The sequence below is a fragment of the Acidovorax sp. GW821-FHT10E04 genome (assembly GCF_059415185.1).
In genome coordinates this window covers 370,098-389,692 of record NZ_JBWKMT010000006.1, presented here as the reverse complement: position 1 = coordinate 389,692, position 19,595 = coordinate 370,098, and the positions used below count along the sequence as shown (strand labels likewise).

General features: G+C 69.3%; 16 protein-coding genes. 11 read left to right on the top strand and 5 right to left on the bottom strand.

Going from position 1 to position 19,595, the window contains the following annotated elements; translation table 11 throughout:
* Together AC07OC_RS20825 and AC07OC_RS20820 are read right to left on the bottom strand one after the other, a co-directional pair.
* Complete coding sequence (locus AC07OC_RS20825) at positions 1-1,047, bottom strand: FAD:protein FMN transferase (RefSeq protein WP_492245839.1); 1,047 nt, start codon at positions 1,045-1,047, stop codon at positions 1-3.
* An 11-nt stretch (positions 1,048-1,058) separates the two neighbouring features.
* Entirely contained in the window at positions 1,059-1,475 is a 417-nt protein-coding gene (locus AC07OC_RS20820) for a c-type cytochrome (RefSeq protein ID WP_218293645.1), read from the bottom strand.
* 231 nt (positions 1,476-1,706) lie between these two features.
* On the opposite strand from AC07OC_RS20820, the gene AC07OC_RS20815 reads away from it, so the two are divergent.
* The 8 genes from AC07OC_RS20815 (at position 1,707) to AC07OC_RS20780 (ending at position 11,148) form a co-directional block, all read left to right on the top strand.
* Positions 1,707-2,063, top strand: a complete 357-nt coding sequence (locus tag AC07OC_RS20815; protein WP_218293644.1) for a hypothetical protein — start codon at positions 1,707-1,709, stop codon at positions 2,061-2,063.
* Between the two features lie 23 nt (positions 2,064-2,086).
* On the top strand, positions 2,087-4,012 hold the full coding sequence (gene nosZ, locus AC07OC_RS20810) for a TAT-dependent nitrous-oxide reductase (protein ID WP_218341441.1): 1,926 nt from the start codon (positions 2,087-2,089) through the stop codon (positions 4,010-4,012).
* 217 nt (positions 4,013-4,229) lie between these two features.
* On the top strand, positions 4,230-6,851 hold the full coding sequence (locus AC07OC_RS20805) for a NosR/NirI family protein (protein ID WP_218341442.1): 2,622 nt from the start codon (positions 4,230-4,232) through the stop codon (positions 6,849-6,851).
* Positions 6,851-8,137 carry a nitrous oxide reductase family maturation protein NosD gene (locus tag AC07OC_RS20800; protein ID WP_492254765.1) on the top strand — a complete coding sequence of 429 codons (1,287 nt, stop codon included), beginning with the start codon at positions 6,851-6,853 and terminating at the stop codon, positions 8,135-8,137. Before AC07OC_RS20805 ends, AC07OC_RS20800 begins: the two co-directional genes overlap by 1 nt.
* The gene (locus AC07OC_RS20795) at positions 8,112-9,056 is read left to right on the top strand and encodes an ABC transporter ATP-binding protein (RefSeq protein WP_492254764.1); all 945 of its coding nucleotides are present in this window, start codon (positions 8,112-8,114) and stop codon (positions 9,054-9,056) included. Before AC07OC_RS20800 ends, AC07OC_RS20795 begins: the two co-directional genes overlap by 26 nt.
* A 2-nt stretch (positions 9,057-9,058) precedes the next feature.
* Positions 9,059-9,874, top strand: a complete 816-nt coding sequence (locus AC07OC_RS20790) for an ABC transporter permease (RefSeq protein WP_010461614.1) — start codon at positions 9,059-9,061, stop codon at positions 9,872-9,874.
* Entirely contained in the window at positions 9,871-10,452 is a 582-nt protein-coding gene (locus AC07OC_RS20785) for a nitrous oxide reductase accessory protein NosL (RefSeq protein WP_492254763.1), read from the top strand. Before AC07OC_RS20790 ends, AC07OC_RS20785 begins: the two co-directional genes overlap by 4 nt.
* Positions 10,453-10,524: 72 nt before the next feature.
* A complete protein-coding gene (locus tag AC07OC_RS20780; protein WP_492255361.1) occupies positions 10,525-11,148 on the top strand; it encodes a nitrous oxide reductase accessory protein NosL in 624 nt (207 codons plus the stop codon).
* A 76-nt stretch (positions 11,149-11,224) separates the two neighbouring features.
* Here the strand turns inward: AC07OC_RS20780 and AC07OC_RS20775 are convergent, their stop codons facing one another.
* The 3 genes from AC07OC_RS20775 to ypfJ all read right to left on the bottom strand — a co-directional run bounded on the left by AC07OC_RS20775 (position 11,225) and on the right by ypfJ (position 16,038).
* On the bottom strand, positions 11,225-12,733 hold the full coding sequence (locus AC07OC_RS20775; RefSeq protein WP_218293638.1) for a DEAD/DEAH box helicase: 1,509 nt from the start codon (positions 12,731-12,733) through the stop codon (positions 11,225-11,227).
* A gap of 161 nt (positions 12,734-12,894) precedes the next feature.
* Positions 12,895-15,090 (bottom strand): SulP family inorganic anion transporter, encoded by a 2,196-nt coding sequence (locus AC07OC_RS20770; RefSeq protein ID WP_255591720.1) that lies wholly within the window; start codon positions 15,088-15,090, stop codon positions 12,895-12,897.
* Between the two features lie 72 nt (positions 15,091-15,162).
* On the bottom strand, positions 15,163-16,038 hold the full coding sequence (ypfJ, locus tag AC07OC_RS20765) for a KPN_02809 family neutral zinc metallopeptidase (RefSeq protein ID WP_218293637.1): 876 nt from the start codon (positions 16,036-16,038) through the stop codon (positions 15,163-15,165).
* A gap of 154 nt (positions 16,039-16,192) precedes the next feature.
* Here ypfJ and pcp point away from each other — a divergent pair, with 154 nt between their 5' ends.
* The 3 genes from pcp (at position 16,193) to AC07OC_RS20750 (ending at position 19,594) form a co-directional block, all read left to right on the top strand.
* Complete coding sequence (pcp, locus tag AC07OC_RS20760) at positions 16,193-16,870, top strand: pyroglutamyl-peptidase I (protein WP_218341447.1); 678 nt, start codon at positions 16,193-16,195, stop codon at positions 16,868-16,870.
* Positions 16,871-16,940: 70 nt separating this feature from the next.
* Positions 16,941-17,906, top strand: a complete 966-nt coding sequence (locus AC07OC_RS20755; protein ID WP_218341448.1) for a delta(1)-pyrroline-2-carboxylate reductase family protein — start codon at positions 16,941-16,943, stop codon at positions 17,904-17,906.
* Entirely contained in the window at positions 17,903-19,594 is a 1,692-nt protein-coding gene (locus tag AC07OC_RS20750; RefSeq protein ID WP_218341449.1) for a sensor domain-containing diguanylate cyclase, read from the top strand. The genes AC07OC_RS20755 and AC07OC_RS20750 overlap by 4 nt, the downstream gene beginning before the upstream one ends.
* Position 19,595: the final 1 nt, after the last annotated feature.

Here is a 19,595-nt window from a genome sequence, read left to right as displayed (position 1 = left end):
TCAGGACGGCACGGGCTCCAGCAGGGCCGACATGGCCGCCGACTGCCAGACCCCGCCGTCCTGCCCGGCGATCAGCACGGCCAGCCCCGGCATGCGCTGCGCCAGTGCCCTGCCCGCCTGCGGGCCCCGCACCATCAGCGCGGCGCCCAGGCCGTTGACGGCCGCCACATCCCGCGCCACCAGGCTCACGCCATGCACGCCCGATGACGGGCGGCCGGTGCGCGGATTGAGCACATGGTGCTGGCGCCGGCCTTCGTGGAAGAAGAAACGTTCATAGTCGCCCGACGAGGCCACCACACCGGTGCCCGCCACGGCCACCACGCCCAGCAGATGCTCCGGGGAACGCGGGTCGCGCAGCCCCACGCGCCAGGGCCGGCCCTGCCACAACCCCTGGGTCAGCACATCGCCGCCGCCGTTGATCATGGCGTTCTCGACCCCCTCGGAGCGCAGCATGTTCATGCCGGCTTCCAGGATCGGGAGCTTGGCGATGCCGCCCAGGTCCAGCGCCATGCCCTGACGGGCCAGGAAGGCCGTGCCTGCGGCCCCATCCAGCACCAGGCCGCGCGCATCCACCAGCGGCAGCTGCCGCGCGATCTCGCTGGCGCCGGGCACCACCTTGTCGCCGGGACCAAAGTTCCAGGATTTGAAAGCCCCCACGGTCACATCAAAGGCCCCACGGCTCATCGCCGACACGCGCTGCGCGCCCTGCAGCACCGCCATGACTTCGGGTGGCACCGCCACGGGCATGATGCCCGCCGCGAGGTTGATGCGGCTGACCACGCTGCGGGGCTGGTAGCGGCTCATGAGCGCCTCCAGCCTCTGCATCTCCGCATAGGCCCGGTCCATGGCCTGGCGCAGCAGCGCGCGGTCAACGCCCTCCACCGCCATGTCCACCTGCGTGCCCATCAGGGGCCGCGAGCTGCGTTCAGACAACCCCCGTCCACCTGCGGCCGCTCCCGCACTCCAGACCGCGCCGCCCAGCAAGGGCAGCGCCATCACCAGGCGGCGGCGCGACAGGCCGTGGGGGCGCACAGATGCTTGCTGCATGGCGCCTCCGGTCAGAGCGACTTGTCGGCCATGAAGTCCACGGCGGCCTTGACCTCGGCATCGGTCAGGTTGGCGGAGCCCCCCTTGGCGGGCATCATGCCCTTGGCCCCGGTAAAGCCCTCGATCGCATGCTTGTACAGCGTGTCCTTGCCCTGGGCGATGCGCGGACCCCAGTCGGCCTTGTCGCCCGGCTTGGGGGCACCGGCCACGCCAGCGGCATGGCACATGGCGCAGGTCTTGCCAAACACGCTCTTGCCCAGTTCGTTCTCTGCGGCGGCCGGGGCGGCAGGGGCCGCCGCGGGCGCGGGGGCCGGTGCCGCCGTGGCAGCGGGGGCCGCGGCCGGGGCGGGCTCCGGCTTCTTGTCGCCACAGCCGGCCAGCAGTGCAGCCAGGATCGCCACGGCGACCATCACGGTTTTCTTTTGCATCGCATACATCCTGTTCTTCGTCATTGAAACAACCAGTCCAAAGAGCCCGTGGCCCCGCGCGAAACGCGTCCACGGTGCAACCTGAAAGCAGCCCTGCGGGCCATGCCCGGGCCCTCTTCAGGCTGGCGTATTGACTGTAGGTGCAAGAGGCAGTTTTGGGCAGGTGCGGGCCCCGCCGAAGCATGATCCAGATCAAATTGATTCATATTATGTGAATCTATTATCCAGGCCATGCAAGATCACCACGCCCTCCGATCACTGCGCCTGTGGGTGCTGGCGTGGTTCGTCATGGCGCTCGGTGCCGCGGTGGCCTCGCCCATGCTGCAGCCACAGGCCGTCGAACTCATCTGCGCGGGCAGTGGCGGCGCCCAGCTTTTCCTGCGGACCGCCGACGGGCTGGTCTCCACCGACTCCGCCGGCATGCAATGCCCGCTGTGCCTGGCCGCCGACGCGCCGCCCGTGGCACCCGCCGCCGCACAGGCCTTCACGGCCCCGCCCGATGGCACGCCCCGCGCGCCCCTGCGCCGCTGCATGGCCGCCAGCGCACGGACCCACCCGCCCGCCCGGGCGCCCCCCTTTTTCAACTGAGCCATCTCAAAAGAGGAAAAACCATGAACGAGAGAAAAGACAGTCCGCAACCCGCCGCCGGCATGGGCCGACGCAGCTTCATCAACACGGCGGCCCTGGTCGGATTGACCGCCGGCGTCGCCGCCTGCACCGAAAAGCCCAATGCGGCCACCCCCGCGGCACCCGCTCCGGCCGCGTCCGCGGCAGGCCATGCCGGCACCGGCGCGAACCCGCACCTGAAGCCGGGCGAGCTGGACACGTACTACGGCCTGTGGAGCGGTGGCCACACAGGCGACATGCGCGTGCTGGGCCTGCCCTCGGGCCGCGAGATCACACGCATCCCCTGTTTCGTGCCCGACGCGCTCGTGGGCTGGGGCGTGACCAACGAGAGCAAGAAGATCATGGGCACCAAGCCCGATGGCAGCCTGAAGTACACGGTGGCCGACACCCACCACACGCACGCCTCGTACAAGGACGGCAACTACGACGGCCGCTACGCCTGGATCAACGACAAGATCAACAGCCGCATCGCGCGCATCCGCCTTGACTATTTCATCTGCGACAAGATCACCGAGCTGCCCAACGTGCAGGGCTTCCACGGCATCTTCCCGGACAAGGCCGACCCGGTGGACCCGGCCATCAACTACACCACGCGCGTGTTCTGCGGCGGTGAATTCGCCATTCCCATGCCCAACACCGGCACGGAAGATTCGAGCAAGTACCGCTCCATGTTCAGCTGCGTCGATGCAGAAACGATGGAAGTGCGCTGGCAAGTGCTGATCGACGGCAACTGCGACCTGGTCGCCACGTCGTACGACGGCAAGCTCGCGGCCACCAACCAGTACAACGTGGAGATGGGCGCGAAGTACGAGGACATGATGGCCGCCGAACGCGACGCCTGCCTGTTCTTCAACGTGGGCCGCATCGAGGCCGCCGTGAAGGCTGGCAAGTTCAAGACCATCGGCACCAGCAAGGTGCCCGTGGTGGACGGCACCCACGAGGCGAACAAGGACCCCAAGACGGCGCTTACCGCGTACGTGTCGGTGCCCAAGAACCCGCACGGCGTGAACGCCAGCCCCGATGGCAAGTACTTCATCTGCGCCGGCAAGCTCTCGCCCACCGGCACCGTGATCGAGCTGGCCAAGGTGCTCGACTACTTCGACGGCAAGCTCGAAAAGCTGGACTCCGCCATCGTGGCCGAGGTGGAGCTGGGCCTGGGTCCGCTGCACACCGCCTTCGACGGCCGTGGCAATGCCTACACCACGCTCTTCCTGGACAGCCAGGTCGTGAAGTGGAACGTGGAGGCCGCCATCAAGTTCCACGCGGGCGACAAGACCGCCAAGTACGTGGTGGACCGCCTCGATGTGCAATACCAGCCGGGCCACTTGAACGCCTCGCAGTCCGAGACCAAGGCCGCCGACGGCAAGTTCCTGGCCGTGGGCTGCAAGTTCTCCAAGGACCGCTTCCTGCCCGTGGGCCCGCTGCACCCCGAGAACGAGCAGCTCATCGACATCTCGGGCGAGAAGATGGTGCTGATGGCCGACCACCCCGTGCGCGGCGAGCCGCACGACTTCATCATCTTCAAGCGCGACCTGGTGCGCCCCAAGCAGGTCTACACGCTCGACGAGTTCCCGCTGGCCGTCAAGGATCCCAAGGAGTCCGGCGTGTTCCGCAACGGCAAGAAGGTCACCGTGAAGATGACTTCGCAAGCCCCGGCCTTCAGCCTGCGCGAGTTCAAGCTCAAGAAGGGTGACGAGGTCACGCTGATCCTGACCAACCTGGACAAGATCGAAGACCTGACGCACGGCTTCGCGATCCCGAACTACAACGTGAACTTCATCGTGAATCCGCTGGAGACCGCGTCCGTGTCCTTCGTGGCCGACAAGCCCGGTGTGTTCTGGTGCTACTGCACGCACTTCTGCCATGCACTCCACCTGGAGATGCGCACGCGGATGATTGTGGAAGCATAGCCAGGCGGCATCCCCCTGAGGCGCTGCGCGCCTTCCCCCTTCTCTTGCAGCGCTACGCGCTGCGGAAGGGGGACACCGCCAGCGCGGCGGGGCGGCCCTTGCGCAGCGGTCGCTGGCTTGGGCCGCGCCAGTTGCGCAGGCTACGCTCATTTTTTATGCCAAATCGTGCTCTACCGCTTACTGGATAAGCGCTAGCAGCTATCAAAAAGATAGTTTCATGACATCCCTCCGTCGGCAGTTCGCCACGCTTCTTCTGGTCTTTCTGGCAGCCCTTTGGCTGGCGCCGCGCGCCCATGCCGCCGCAGGCGCCTACGAGGCCGAGCTGCCTGCGGAACTCGCTACCGCGCGCGACATGTGCGCGCTGGTGCCGTGCAAGGACGTGTTTCCCGGCGCCAGTCATTTTTCTGAACGCAAGGGCCAGCCGCCCTATGTGGAGGCCTACGACAACAACAGTGCCCAGAAAAAGCTGCTGGGCTATGTGATGCTGTCCACCGACATCACGGACACCCCCGCCTACTCGGGCAAGCCCGTGGTCACGCTGATCGGCATGGACAAGGAGGGCCGCTTCGTGGGCGTGAAGGTGCTCAAGCATTCCGAGCCCATCCTGCTGCTGGGCATCCCAGAATCCGCACTGCTCAAGTTCAACGCCCAGTACCTGGGCAAGTCGGTGGCCGACAAGATCGAGGTGGGCCAGTCGCGCCCCGATGAAAACGTGCTGGGCCTCGACGCCATCTCGGGCGCTACGGTCACCGTCATCGCGCAGAACCAGGTCATGATGGCCTCGGGCTCGGCCGTGGCGCGGCAGGTGGGCATCCTCGCGCCCACGGTGCGCGAGCCGGCCCGCTATGCGGAAACCGGCAAACGCCTGAGCTGGGCCGAGCTGGTGCAGCAACGCACCGTACAGCGCCTGCGGGTGGCGCCCGAACAAGTGGGCCTGGACAAGGGCCCCGAGCCCTTCATCGAGCTGTGGTTTGGCGACCTGAACCACCCCGACATTGGCAAGAGCCTGCTGGGCGAGAACGGCTGGAACAACCTGCGCCTGCAGCTCAAGGAGGGCGAACACGCCTTCTTCATCATCCGCACCGGCGGCAAGGAGTCGTTCAAGGGCTCGGGCTTCGTGCGCGGCGGCATCTACGACCGTGTGCAGGTGCGCCAGGGGGCGGATTCGTTCACCTTCCGCGACCTGGACGCGCTCAATCTGTATGGCATCGAGGCCGCAGGCGCGCCCAGCTACAACGAGTCGGTCATTTTCATCATCCGCTCACCCGCGTTCTCGGCCGCCTACCCGTGGAAGCTGAGCTTTCTGGGCAACCGCGTGGACCGCGCCACGGGCGCGCGCAGCTTCACCAGCTTCGACACGCCCTACTGGCTGCCCGCCGCCATGCTGCAAGGCGGGCGCCCCACCCTCGACGAGCCCGACGCCCCCTGGGTGCGCGTGTGGAAGTCGCGCGCGGTGGAGATCGCGCTGTTCGCCGCGCTGCTGATCGCCGTGACCGTGGTGTACGCCCTGCGCGAGAAGCTCACGCGCCTGTCCACCCACAAGAACAAATGGCCCGTCAACGGCTTCAAGTACAGCTTCTGGGCACTCAGCATTGGCTGGATCGGTTTTGGCGCCATGGCGCAGCCCTCCATCACGCAGGTGCTGACCTGGTTCCATTCGCTGCTGTTCCAGTGGACCTGGTCGCTGTTCCTGTCCGACCCGTTCATCTTCCTGTTCTGGATCTTCATCATCGTCACCGTGTTCCTGTTCGGGCGCGGGTTGTTCTGCGGCTGGATGTGTCCGTTCGGCTCGCTGCAGGAGGGCATCTACAAGGTCGCGCGTGCCCTGGGCCTCAAGCGCTTTCAGACCCAGCTGCCGCCAAAGTGGCACGACCGGCTCAAGTGGGTCAAGTACGCGGTGTTCTTCGGGCTGCTGGTGGTGTCGATGTTCTCCATGGGACTGGCCGAAAAGCTGGCCGAGGTGGAGCCGTTCAAGACCACCTTCCTGGTCGGTGTGATGAACCGCGCCTGGCCCTACAGCCTGTTCGTGGCGGCCATCCTGGGCGTGTCGATTTTCATCGAGCGGCCCTATTGCAAATACATCTGCCCACTGGGCGCCTCGCTGGCCATGCCCAGCACGTTCCGCTGGTTTGGCCTCAAGCGCAAGCAGGACTGCAACAGCTGCAAGGCCTGCGCCGTGGGCTGCGGCGCCCAGGCGATTGACGCCGATGGCCGCATCGACCACCGCGAGTGCCTGCACTGCCTGGACTGCATGATTCTCTACACCGACACCAAGGGCTGCCCGCCCCTGGCCAAGGAGCGCAAGCGCCGCGAAAAGGACGGCCTGGAAATCACGCCCATCGGCAAGAACGGCTATTTCATCCCGATCCACCCTGCCACGGTGCAGGACCAGATCTCGGCCAAGGCCGCCCAGGGGCCCGACCCGCGCATGCCCACAACGCCTGCACACCCCGCCCACAAGGCTGGAAGCCAAGGCCTGCGCTGGATCTGGCTGGAGCTGGTGGACCACCTGTGGCCCTGGAGCCGCGAAGGCTGGGCATCAGGCCGTGGCCTGCAGATCGCGGGCTTCTCGCTGGCCGTGGCCGCCAGCGTGGCCTGGGTGATGACCGCCCTGGGCACGTTGTCGTCGGGCGCCATCATCGGCTGGTGGTTTGGCTGGAGCGTGTACGAGGTGCTGATCCGCCTGTCGGGCAAGCGCTATGTGAAGGACGGCCCCTGGTGGCAGGGCCAGTACCGCCGGGCGGGCGTGATGGACATGCTGAGCTATGTGGGCTTCAAGAACCTGCTGATCGGCGCAGCACTCTTCCTGGCCATCAAGGCCGTGGTGGGATTGGCGTGATGAAGCCCTCCCTTGCCGCAACCGCATTCACCGCATGCGTGGCGCTGGCTGCGTGTCTGCTGGCCCTGCCCGCCCACGCTGCCACCGTGTTGGTGCGCCCCGGCCAGGACCTGCAGGCCGCCATCATGGCTGCGGCGCCAGGCGACACGGTGGAGGTGCAGCGGGGCTTCTACCACGTGAACCTGCGCATCGACAAGGCCCTGACCCTGCGCGGCATCGACCGCCCCACGCTCACCGGCGGGCAGGCGGGCGACACCATCCGCGTCACCGCACCTGACGTGGTGATCGAAGGCCTGATCGTGCGCGACTCGGGCACCAGCCTCAAGGACCAGAACGCGGGCATCTACATCTACCCCGGTGCACACCGCGCCGTGGTGCGCCACAACGACCTCACCTACAACCTGTTCGGCCTGTGGATCGAGAAGGCCAACGATGTACAGGTGCTGCACAACACCATCACCGGCCTGCGCGATGTGAACTCGTCGCAGCGCGGCAACGGCGTACAGCTGTACAACACCACGGGCGCACGCATCGAGGGCAATCACATCAGCTTTGTGCGCGACGCGCTGTATGTGGACGTGTCGCACCACGCGGTGTTTCGCGGCAACCGGCTGCACCACAGCCGCTACGGCACGCACTACATGAACTCCTACTACAACCTGTGGGAGGACAACGATACCTACCTCAACCGTGGCGGCCTGGCGCTGATGGAGGTGCGCGACCAGGTGGTGCGCAACAACCGCGCCTGGGGCAACAGCGACCACGGCATCATGCTGCGCACCCTGCAGGACTCGGTGATCGAGAACAACGTGGTGGCCGAAAACGCCCGAGGCTTCTTCATCTACGACGTGGAGTACATCACCCTGCGCGGCAACCTGGTGACCCGCAACACGGTGGGCGTGCACCTGTCGGCCGGCTCCAAAAACAACAAGGTCGAAGGCAACGACTTCATCGGCAACCGCGAGCAGGTGCGCTATGTGGGCGCCCGCGACGAGCGCTGGGGCACCGAGGGCGGCAACCACTGGAGCAACTACCTGGGCTGGGACCGCGACGGCAACGGCGTGGGCGACGTGCCCTACGAGGCCAACGACATGGTGGACCGCCTGACCTGGCGCCACCCCGCCATCAAGCTGCTGCTGGCCAGCCCTGCCGTGCAGGCGCTGCGCCTGGTGGGCCAGCAGTTTCCGGTGCTGCGCGTGCCCACCGTGGTGGACCCAAAACCCCGCATGCAACCGAACCAACCCCAACGGAATTTTCAGCGTGACACGCAACCCTCCCCCCATTGACCTGAGCGAGCCCCCCGCCATCGAGGTGCGGGGCGCGCACAAGCATTACGGCGCACTGCACGCCGTGGACGGCATCGACCTGCGCATCGCGCGCGGCGAGATCTTTGGCCTCATCGGCCACAACGGCGCGGGCAAGAGCACGCTGTTCAAGATGATCCTGGGCCTCACGCCCGCCACCTCGGGCGAGATCCGGGTGGGCGGCGCCACGGTGCAGGGCCGCGACTTTCGCGCCGCCCGCCGCCACCTGGGCTACCTGCCCGAGAACGTGGTGCTCTACGACAACCTGAACGGGCTGGAAACGCTGCGTTTCTTCGCCCGCCTCAAGGGTGCGCCCCTCACGCAATGCCCCGCGCTGCTGGAACGCGTGGGCCTGGCCCACGCGGGCAACCGCGCCGTGCGCGAATACTCCAAGGGCATGCGCCAGCGCCTGGGGTTTGCACAGGCCCTGCTGGGCGAGCCCCGGGTGCTGCTGCTCGACGAGCCCACCAACGGCCTGGACCCGCAGGCCATCCGCGACTTCTACGCCACGCTGCGCGGGCTGCAGGCGGGTGGCGTGACCATCGTCATCACCTCGCACATCCTGGCCGAACTGCAGGAGCGCGTGGACCGCCTGGCCATCCTGGCCTCCGGCAAGCTGCAGGCCCTGGGCAGCGTGCAGGCGCTGCGCGAGCAGGCGCACATGCCGCTGACCATCCACCTCACGCTGGCCGCGGCCGACCGGCCTGCCGCGCTGGGACTGCTCGCTGCCGTGCCCGGCGTCACCGGGACGGAAACGCCGGAAGGCCTGCACGTGGACTGCCCGCGCGGCAGCAAGATGGCCGTGCTGGGTGCGCTGGCCCCGCTGGGCGCCGCGCTGCAGGACCTGCAGATCCAGGAGCCCTCGCTGGAGGATGTGTACTTCGACCTGCGCAAGGGCTAGCCATGGAATTCCAACAAATCTTCACCATCGCGGGCAAAGAGTTCCGCGACCGCATGCGCAACCGCTGGGTGCTGGCCGTGGCACTGGTGTTCACCGTGTTCTCGCTGGCCATCGCCTACTTTGGCGGCGCGCAGCAGGGCACGGTGGGCTTTCGTTCCATCGAATTCACCATCGCCAGCCTGGTCAGCCTGGTCATCTACCTCATCCCGCTGATCGCGCTGCTGCTGGGCTTCGACGCCATCGTGGGCGAGCGCGAGCGCGGCTCGCTCGACCTGCTGCTGTCATTGCCCATCACGCGGCTGGAGCTGCTGCTGGGCAAGTACCTGGGGCTGGCGGCGGCGCTCACGCTCTCGACGCTGGCGGGGTTCGGTCTGGTGGCGGTGCTGCTGGTGCGGCAGTTCAGCGGGGCTGCGCTGTTCCACTACGGCGGCTTCATGATCAGCTCGGTGCTGCTGGGGCTGGCGTTCCTGAGCATGGCGGTGCTGCTCTCGGTGCTCACGCACGAGCGCACACGCGCCTCGGGCCTGGCGATTGCCGCCTGGTTCTTTTTTGTGCTGGTGTTCGACCTGCTGCTGCTGGGCGCCCTGGTGGCCACGGGCGGCAGCGTCGGCGGCGAGGCCATGGCCTACCTGCTGCTGCTCAACCCGGCCGACGTTTTCCGCATCCTCAACGTGTTCTCGCTCGACGACGTGCGCACCCTGTACGGCCTGACCAGCATCGTGCCCCCCGCCCTGGCCAAGCCATGGCTGATGGGCGCGGTGATGGCGGGCTGGATCGTGGTGCCGCTGGGCCTGGCGAGCTGGAGATTCAAGCCATGACGAAAAAAACCCACAACCAATATCAATGCGCCTGCGCCACGCGGCGCCAACTGCTGGGCTGGGCGGCCCTCGCATCGCTGGGCACGCTCACCGGCCTCGCGGGCCTGACCGGCTGCAGCCAGGCGGACAACAGCGCGCAGTCCCTGCAGCCCGTGGAGATCGACCGCACCACCAGCTGCGAACTCGACGGCATGCTGCTCGCCGACTACCCTGGCCCCAAGGCGCAGGTGCGTTTCGCGGGGCAGGACAGGCCCTCGTTCTTTTGCGACACGGTGGAGCTTTTCAGCACCCTGCTGGCCGGCGAGCAGGTGCGCGCCGTGCAGGCCGTGTATGTGCAGGACATGGGCCAGGCCGACTGGAATGCCCCGCAGGGCCACTGGATCGACGGCAAGACCGCCCTCTACGTGGTGGGCGGCAAGCGCCACGGCTCCATGGGCCCCACCATCGGCAGCTTCGCGCAAGAGGCCGACGCGAAGAAGTTCGCCGCCGAATACGGCGGCAAGGTGCTGCGCTTTGCCGAGATCACGCCCGCCATGGTGGACCTGAGCGGCGGGGCACTGCACGACACGCGGATGTAGGCGATGCAGCCCCCCATGCCCCCACGGCCGGCCCCCTCGGCCCGCGCCCCGTCCCGCGCGCCCACGCGGCGCATGGCGCTGGCGGCGGTGCTGCTGGGCACCGCCAGCCTGGGGGCCTGGCAATGGCCCCCGAGGTGGCGCCGCGCCCCGGCGGCAGCCGCCGATGCCGCGATGGTGGGCGACGATGTGTGCGTGGTGGCCCCGACGACGCCGTACGACCCCGCGCTGGGCCAGCCGCCGCAGGCCGCTCGCGAAGTGCCCCCCGAGGCACGCTGCCCCGTGTGCGGCATGTTCCCGGCCCGCGCGCGCGACTGGGCGGCGCAGGTCATTTTTGCGGACGGGGACGCCCAGTTCCTGGATTCGCCCCTGAGCCTGATGATGTACCTGGGCAACGTGGGCCACTATGCGCGTGGGCGCACGGCGCAGGCCATCGTGGCCCGCTACGTCACCGATGCGGACACCGGCGCGTGGCTGGATGCCCGGCAGGCGCTGTATGTCCATGGATCTTCCGCGCGAGGGCCCATGCGCGCGGGCAACCTGCCGGCCTTTGCCGACGCTGCCGCGGCGCAGCACTTTGCGCAGCGGCGTGGTGGGCGGGTCTTGGGGTTCAGCGCCATCGACGCGGCGCTGCTGCGGTCATTGGCCCCGGGCAGGCGGCAGGACCACGCCGTCCATGCAGGCCCACCGCAGCCGTAGCCACGATCTCAATGCACTATCAAAAATAGAGCATCCAGCGCTTGCTCATCAAGCGCCAGCGGCCAATTTCACCCAATTATTGTGCCGACGTCTCGGTCTGCGGCTGAACTGCCTTGAACAGCGCGGCCACCTTGCGCTTGGGCTTGATGTTGGCCGACACGCTGCTGCGCGGCGCCGACTTGGCGGCTTCCCAGGCAGGGGCCGCATCGGCGGCGGTGCTGGCCTCGTACGGTTTCTCGAAGAAGGGATCGCGCGAAGCGACCGCAGGACGGAAGCCCCGGTGCTGCTCGCGTGTCTCGCGGGATTCGCGGCCGCCACGGTGGTCGCGCTCACGTTCACGCTCGCGGCGGGGGCCCGCCGAGATCGCATCGCGCCCGTCGCCCGTCTCGCCCGCTTCGCGCCAGGCGCGGCGGCCGTCGTTGATGCGGCCACGCGGCTGGTCTTCCTCGTATTCGATGGCTTCGAGTTCGATCTTTTTCTTGATCAGCTTCTCGATGTCGGCCACCAGGCGGGCATCGCTGCCCGACACCAGCGTGACCGCCAGGCCCGAGGCGCCCGCACGGCCCGTGCGGCCAATGCGGTGCACGTAGTCTTCGGCGTTGAACGGCACGTCGAAGTTGAACACCGCCGGCACGTCCTTGATGTCGAGGCCGCGGGCGGCCACGTCGGTGCACACCAGCAGGTCCACTTCACCCTTCTTGAACGCTTCCAGGGCCTTCAGGCGCTCGTCCTGGCTCTTGTCGCCGTGCAGCGCGGCCGTCTTGAGGCCTTCGCGCTCCAGGCTGCGCGCCAGGCGGGCACAGCCGAGCTTGCTGTTCACGAAGATGAAGGCCTGCTTCAAGCCCCGGGTCTTGAGGACCTGGTGGATGGCGCGGCGCTTGTCGTCGTCGTTGGCGCTGTAGAAGCGCTGCTCCACCGTGGAGGCCGTCTCATTCGGGCGGGCCACCTCGATGGTGACGGGGTTCTGCAGGTAGCTGCCGGCCAGGCGCTTGATCTCGGGCGAGAACGTGGCGCTGAACAAGAGCGTGGTGCGCTGCTTGGGCAGGTAGGACAGGATGCGCTGCAGGTCGGGCAGGAAACCGATGTCCAGCATGCGGTCGGCCTCGTCGAGCACCACGTACTCGACCTGGTTGAGCACCGCGTTCTTGGCCTCGATGTGGTCGAGCAGTCGGCCCGGCGTGGCCACCAGCACTTCGACGCCCTTCTTGAGCTCGATGGTCTGCGGCTTCATGTCCATGCCGCCGAACACCACGGTGCTGCGCAGCTTGGTGTACTTGGCGTACAGCGCGATCTGCTGGGCGACCTGGTCGGCCAGCTCCCGCGTGGGCAGCAGCACCAGCGCACGCACGGGGTGGCGGGCGGGAGAGGTGGAACTGCTCTCGTGCTTGAGCAGGCGTTGCAGCAGGGGCAGCGAGAACGCCGCCGTCTTGCCGGTGCCGGTCTGGGCCGCGCCCATCACGTCCTGGCCGGTGAGCACCACCGGAATGGCCTGCGCCTGGATAGGCGTCATGGACTCGTAGCCCATTTCGGCCACGGCGCGCGCCAGCGGCTCGGCCAGCGATAGATTGGAAAAGGAACTTGTCATTTAGCCCTCTATTGTCGCACCGGTGGCCCAAAATGCCATTTTTAGCGTTTTGGCGGCACGTCGGCAGCCGTGGTGCAGGGCACGCACGACGGCCATTCACTATGTTTTTGATAGCTGCCAGCGCATAAGGGACAAGCGCTGCATGCCATCTGGACGGAAAACTACTCCAGCACCGCCCGCAGCTGGCGGGTGGTGGCCGCCAGGCGCCTCGCCCCGATCTGGGCGAGGTTATTCATCACCGTGAGCGCCGCCTCCGGGTACTGGCGGGCCCACGCGTCGAAATGCGCGCGGGACAGGCGCACCAGGTGTGCGCTGCCCCGCTCGGCCCCGGCGCTGGCGCTGCGGGCCGCCCCATTGAGGAACGCCATCTCGCCAAATGCCATGCCCGGACCGACGGTGGCCAGGCGCAGCCCCTTTTCCGGGGGCCACTGCGTGACCAGGGTGATGTGGCCCGACTGCACCACGAGCAGGTCGTGGTCGGTGTCGCCCGCATTGAAGACCACGCCGCGTGCCGGCACCGTCTCGCGCTCGAGCAAGGCCAGCAGGGCGTCGCTCGCCGCGCGCGGCACGCCTTCCCCGATCTCGCCCAGCAGGTCCCGGGCGGGATGGGCCGGGCGCTGCTCGATGGGCCGCTGCGACAGGATGCCGGCCTCCGCCCATTCCAGGGCCCGGTCCACATCGGAAAAGGAGCGCACATGGTCCCTGGCCTGTTCGGCGGCCAGGGGGTCCAGCGCCGCCACGGCCGCCGCGATGCCCTGGTGGCCCAGGTCGCGCACCAGGGCGCGCAGCTGCGCGAGCGCGGTGCTGTCCCACGCGGGCACGCGCCCCGCATCGAGAATCACCCACCGGTGGCGCGGCTGCAGCAGCAAACGCACCTGCTCGGCCAGGTGGGCGGCCACGCCAAACGACATCACTCCCTGCAGCTCAAAGACGGCGATCTGGTTCATGCGCGGAACGAGCCAGGTGTCGGACCCGGCCCGGCGCAGGCGGCGCGAGCGCAGTTCGCCATCGAGCCGCACATGCCGCAGCACCTTGGCGGCCGAGTCGTGCAGCAGCACGAACGTGGCCACGACCAGGCCCGCCACCAGCGCGCCCACGCCGCCCATGACGGCGAACACCAGCGCCACCAGCCAGCTCTGCGCCCAGGTCACGCGCGAGCTGCGCGCATAGCGCAGCGACCACATGAGGCCAGGCACCTGCAGCAGCCCCGCCAGCACCAGGCCTCCCGCCAGGCAGGCCATGGGCACCCAGTGCAGCCACCATGCGCCCGTGGCGGCCACGCCCAGCATGATCGCCGCATGCCACCGCGGCGCGTCGCGCGAGGCCCCGGCCTGCGCCAGCACGATGCGCGAACGCGATGCGCTGGTCGATGCGGGGATCATTCCGGCCAGGCCGCACAGCGCTCCGAGCAGGCTCTCGCGGCGCAGGGCCAGGTTGGCATTGCCGCGCAGCCCGTGCTCCAGTTCCAGCTCCTGGTTGAACACCAGGATCTCCAGGCTGTTGACCAGGGCCATCAGCAAGGCCAGCACGACCAGCGCCGAGCCCTCCTGCTGGGCCAGCGCCATCCAGGGGATGCCCGTCCAGTCGGGCCACAGCGGCCCGGCGAAGCTGCTGGGCTGCACGGCGGGTGCGAACACGGCCCCCAGGCCGCCGCCCCACAGCCCGGCCAGCGCCACCCCCAGCGTGACCAGGACCACCGCGGACAGCAGGCCCGGCGAACGGGGCCAGCGGTGGCGCAGCGCCCAGGCGATGGCCACCACGGCCGCGGCCGCCAGCGCATGCCAGCCGGTGCGCGCGTCCCACAGCGCGTCGGGCCCCGCGCCAAACCCATTGCGCACCTGGCCCACCACCATGGACAAGCCCACCCCCGCGGCGAAGCCGTGGGTCACCGAGATCGGCAGGAACCGCGCCACGGAAGCGAGCCGCAATACACCCAGCAGCCACTGGAACACGAAGGCCAGCCCCACCGTCGCCCCGCTCACGGCCAGCACCTGGCGCGCGCTCAGGCCCAGCGCGGGGGCCGCGCCGTGGGCGGTGGCCAGCACCGCCGCGAACAGCAGCGCGACCACGGTGGTGGGCGCATACACCACGCCGGCGCGCGGCGCGGCCAGCGTGAGCAGCAGCCCCGGCAGCGCGGCGGACCACAGCGCCAGTGCCGCCAGCGGGTAGTCGCCCGCCAGCGGTGCGAACGCCAGCAGGCCCAGCCCCACCGCATGGGGCACCGTGACCGCCGCGGCCGACCATGCCGCCGCGACCCCCGAGGAGGGCGGCTGCGGCAGGGGCCCGGCCACCCCGCTGCTGGCGCCGCCGGAGGGACCGTGGGTCGAAGCCGTCGAAGACAAGGCGGTGGCGGACATGGCAACCGTGTTTTTTCTCAGGGCTTGCGGGCCGCCGGACACCGGGTGCAACCCGCCGCGGCGGCCAGCGCGCTACAGGCTGCGGGCCGAGAAGGTGTCGCAGGCCTTGACGCTGCCGTTTTGGAGCCCGTTGTTGAACCAGCGCTGGCGCTGGGCGCTGGTGCCATGGGTAAAGCTCTCGGGGACCACCGCGCCGCCGCTCGAGCGCTGCAGCGCATCGTCGCCAATCTTGGCGGCCGCGTTCATGGCCTCCTCCACATCGCCCTGCTCCAGGATCTGGCGCGCGTTCTGCGCATGGTGGGCCCACACGCCCGCGAAGCAGTCGGCCTGCAGTTCCAGGCGCACCGACAGCGCGTTGTATTCCGTCTTGCTCACGCGCCCGCGCATCTGGTCCACCTTGCCGCTGATGCCCAGCTGGTTCTGCACGTGGTGGCCCACCTCATGCGCGATCACGTAGGCCTGCGCGAAATCGCCCGGGGCGCCCAGGCGGCTCTTGAGGGTCTCGTAGAAACCGAGATCGATGTAGACCTTCTGGTCGGCCGGGCAATAGAACGGCCCCATGGCCGCCTGGCCCGTGCCGCAGGCCGTGGGCGTGGCTCCGCGAAACAGCACCAGGCGCGGTTCCTGGTAGCTGCCGCCACCCTGGCGGAACACGGCCTTCCACACGTCCTCGGTATCCGCCAGCACGGTCGAGACAAAACGGGCCATGGTGTCATCCGCCGGCGGGCGCTGGGCGGGCCCCTGCGACTGCACCTGCGCGGGGGGGCCGCCACCGCTGAGCAGCCCCAGGATGGTCAGCGGGTTGATGCCCAGCACCCAGCCGCCCACGAGGGCGATGACGATGGTGCCGATGCCGATGCTGCGTCCGCCAAAAACCGGCGATCCGCCGCCGCCTTCGCCGCGGCGGTCCTCCACGTTGTCCGATTCGCGATTGCCTTCCCATTTCATACCGTATCTCCAGCGCCCTCGCCCTGCGGAAGGCATTGCCGCCATATTACGCGCCCGGCAGGAACTCCAAGGGCAGATTACGATGGCCTGCCTGTCCGCGCCCCGCGGGCATGCTCCACCATCGACCTGGCCACAACCCGCCCGCACTCCCTCCATGCTCCACGACGCATCGCACTACGCCCCCCTCGCGGGCGGGGTGATCCTGCTCACCGGGTTCGACCCTTTCGGGGGCGACGCCCTGAACCCCAGCTGGCTCATCGCCGAGGCCCTGCACGGGCAGCACATCGCCGGCCACCGCGTGGTGGCCGCGCAACTGCCGACCGTGTTCGGGGAATCGCTGCAGCAGCTGCGGGCCTTGGCCGAGGCCCACCGGCCCGCGCTGATCGTCTGCCTGGGCCAGGCGGGCGGGCGCGGCGCGCTCTCGCTGGAACGGGTGGGCATCAACATCAACGATGCCCGCATTCCCGACAACGCCGGCCGCCAGCCCGTCGACACGCCCGTGGTGCCCGGCGGCCCCGCCGCCTACTTCGCGAGCCTGCCCGTCAAGGCCATGCTGCGCGCCGTGCAACGCGCGGGGGTGCCCTGCGAGGTGTCGCAGACGGCGGGCACCTTTGTCTGCAACCATGTGCTGTACGGGCTGATGCACATGCTGCAGGCGCAGGACGCGGACCTTCCGGGCACCCGCGGCGGCTTCGTGCACGTGCCCTGGCTGCCAGGCCAGGGCACGCCCCACCTGGCGCTGCGGGAGATGGTGCGCGGCATCCATGCCGCCCTGTGGGCCGCCATGCTGGTCCGCCACGACATCGCGCTGGGCGCCGGCGCCACGCACTGACTGAATGCCGGTCTCCGCACCACGGGCTTGCCCGCTTCCCCGGCACCATGGCCCTGTATAAAGTCTCGCGATGCCTTCCCACCTTCTTTCCGGATCCCCCCGCGCGCTGGACGCCGCGGCCACCGCGGCATGCCTTCCCTGGGATGCGCTCGCCGACGAGATCGCGGCCCTGCTGCGGGACGGTTCGGTGGCGGTTCCTGCGCGCACGGTGGTGGCGCTGGCCGGGGGCGCCAACCTGTTCGTCATGCCCGCGGCCGACAGCCGCGTGGCCATGGCCAAGCTCATCACACTGACACCAGGCAACGCGGGAACCCACCGCCCCGCGATCCAGGGGGATGTGGTGGTGTTTGATGTCGCGACCGGCGAGCGCCGCCTGGTCCTCGACGGCCCCACGATCACCGCGCGGCGCACCGCGGCGGTGTCGCTGCTGGGCGCACGGCACCTCGCGCGCGCGCCCGAGGGGCCACTGCTCATCGTGGGTGCCGGCGTGCAGGGCCTGGCCCACCTGGAGGCGTTTGTTCTGGGCATGGCGGTGCGCGAGGTGTGGGTGGCCTCGCGCAGCGCGGCCAGCGCCGAGGCGCTGGTCCGGCGCGCCCATGCGCTGGGCGCCCGGGCGCGCGTGGTGGCGAACGCGGACGACGCGGTGCCGCACTGCCCGCTGATCGCCACCTGCACGCCCGCGCACGCCGTCGTGCTGGCCGCGCCGCCACGACCCGATGCCTTCGTGGCGGCGGTGGGCGCCTACACCCCCGCGATGGCCGAGCTGGCGCCGGCCCTGTGCCGCCACGTGGCGCTGCGGGGACACATCGTGCTGGACAGCGACGATGCGCGCCACGAGGCCGGCGATCTGCTGCAGGCAGGAATGGATGTGGGCGTGCTGCCTACCTTGCGGGACGTGCTGCACGGCCGGCCCATCCCCCCGGAAGGCCCCGTGCTGTTCAAGAGCTGCGGCTGGGCAGGCTGGGACCTGGCGGCGGCACGCCTCGCGGTGCACCCGCCGGTGTCGACAGGGCACGCCCCGCGGGCCACGCCATGACCCCCCTCCGCTTCTCAGACCACAGCCTGCGCGCCCAGATCGCGCTGGTGTTCGGCGCGCTGGTGGTGGGCCTGGCGGTGCTGCTGTCCCTCGCCTTCGGAGAGCTGCTCAAGCGGCGCATCGAGCGCGATGCCGGCACCGCCCTGCAGGTGATCGCCGAGAACGCCGGCAAGCTGCTGGCCAACGGCTTGCTGGAACGCAGCCGGGAAGCCGAGGTGCTGGCCGCCGCCGAAGTGGTCTGGGTCAAGGGGCTGGACACCCCCGAAGGCCACCACATGCTGGCCCGCAGCCAGGCCACCCAGCCCCACAGCGTGTGGATCGGCGTGGCCGACGCCCAGGGGGTGGTGCGCACGGCCACGGGCGGCCTGCTCGTGGGCCAGAGCGTGGCGCAGCGGCCCTGGTTCCAGGAAGGTCTGCAGAAGCTGCACGTGGGGGACGTGCACGCGGCCAAGCTGCTGGAAAAGCTGCTGCCTCCCAACCCCTCGGGCGAACCCTACCGGCTCGTCGACTTCGCGGCCCCCATCCGCATCGGCCCCACCACCGTGGGCGTGGTGGGCATCCATGGCAGCTGGGAATGGACCCGCGAGGTCATGGTCAGCCTCACGCCCGCGCACACCGAAGACAGCGCGGTGGAACTCTTTGTCTTTGACCGCGAGGGCCAGCTCATCTATGCCCCCGGCGGCCAGACCCAGGCCCTGCGGGAGGCCGGGCAGCACCTGCCGGTCGGGGCCGCGGCGCCCGGAGACCGGGCCGCCAGCCCGGCGGCCGTGGTGCCGTGGAGGGACGGCCGCAGCTACCTCACGGCGATGGTGCCGCTGCGGGCGCGCAGCAGCGCCAGCGACCTCGGATGGCGGGTCGTCGCCCGTGAGCCCGTGGAGCTGGCCTTCGCCGAGGCGAGCCGCACCGTGCGCATGGCCCTGGCCATCGGGCTGGCTGCCGCGCTTCTGGCCTCGGTGCTGGCCTGGCTGGCGGCACGCCGGCTGAGCGACGATCTGTACGCGCTGGCCGATGCCGCCAGCGCCGTGGAAGCCGAAAAGGCCGGGGCCCGCATTCCGCAGGCGCACAGCAGCCGCGAGGTGCGCCAGCTGTCAAGTGCCCTCGGGCGCATGACGCACCGGCTTCTGGCATCCCGCGAGGCCATGGAAGAGAAGGTGCGCGTGCGCACGCTGGAGCTGGAGGCGGCCAACCGCGCGCTGGACCTGCAGGCCCGCACCGATGCGCTGACCGGCCTGCTCAACCGCCGGGGCTTCGAAACGCAGATGGCGTTTGCGCTGGCGCTGGCCCGGCGCAGCGGCCGCCCATTGAGCCTGATCACGATCGACGTGGACCATTTCAAGCGCGTGAACGACACCTACGGCCACGAGGCGGGCGACGAAGTCCTGCGCCGGCTGGCACGCACGCTGGAGGTGCGGCTGCGCAACTCGGACGTGGTGGCGCGGCTGGGCGGGGAAGAGTTCGTGGCGCTGCTGCCCGATACCGACCTGGCGGGCGCCCAGGCCATTGCCCAGTCCCTGGTCGCGGCCATGGCAGGGCAGCAGGATCCGGTGGTCGGGCTCATCACCGTGAGCGCCGGCGTGGCCAGCATGCGCAGCCTGCAGGACAACGGCACGGACCTCCTGCGCCGGGGCGACGCCGCGCTCTACGAAGCCAAGGGACAGGGACGCAACCGGGTCTGCGTGGAGGCCTGAG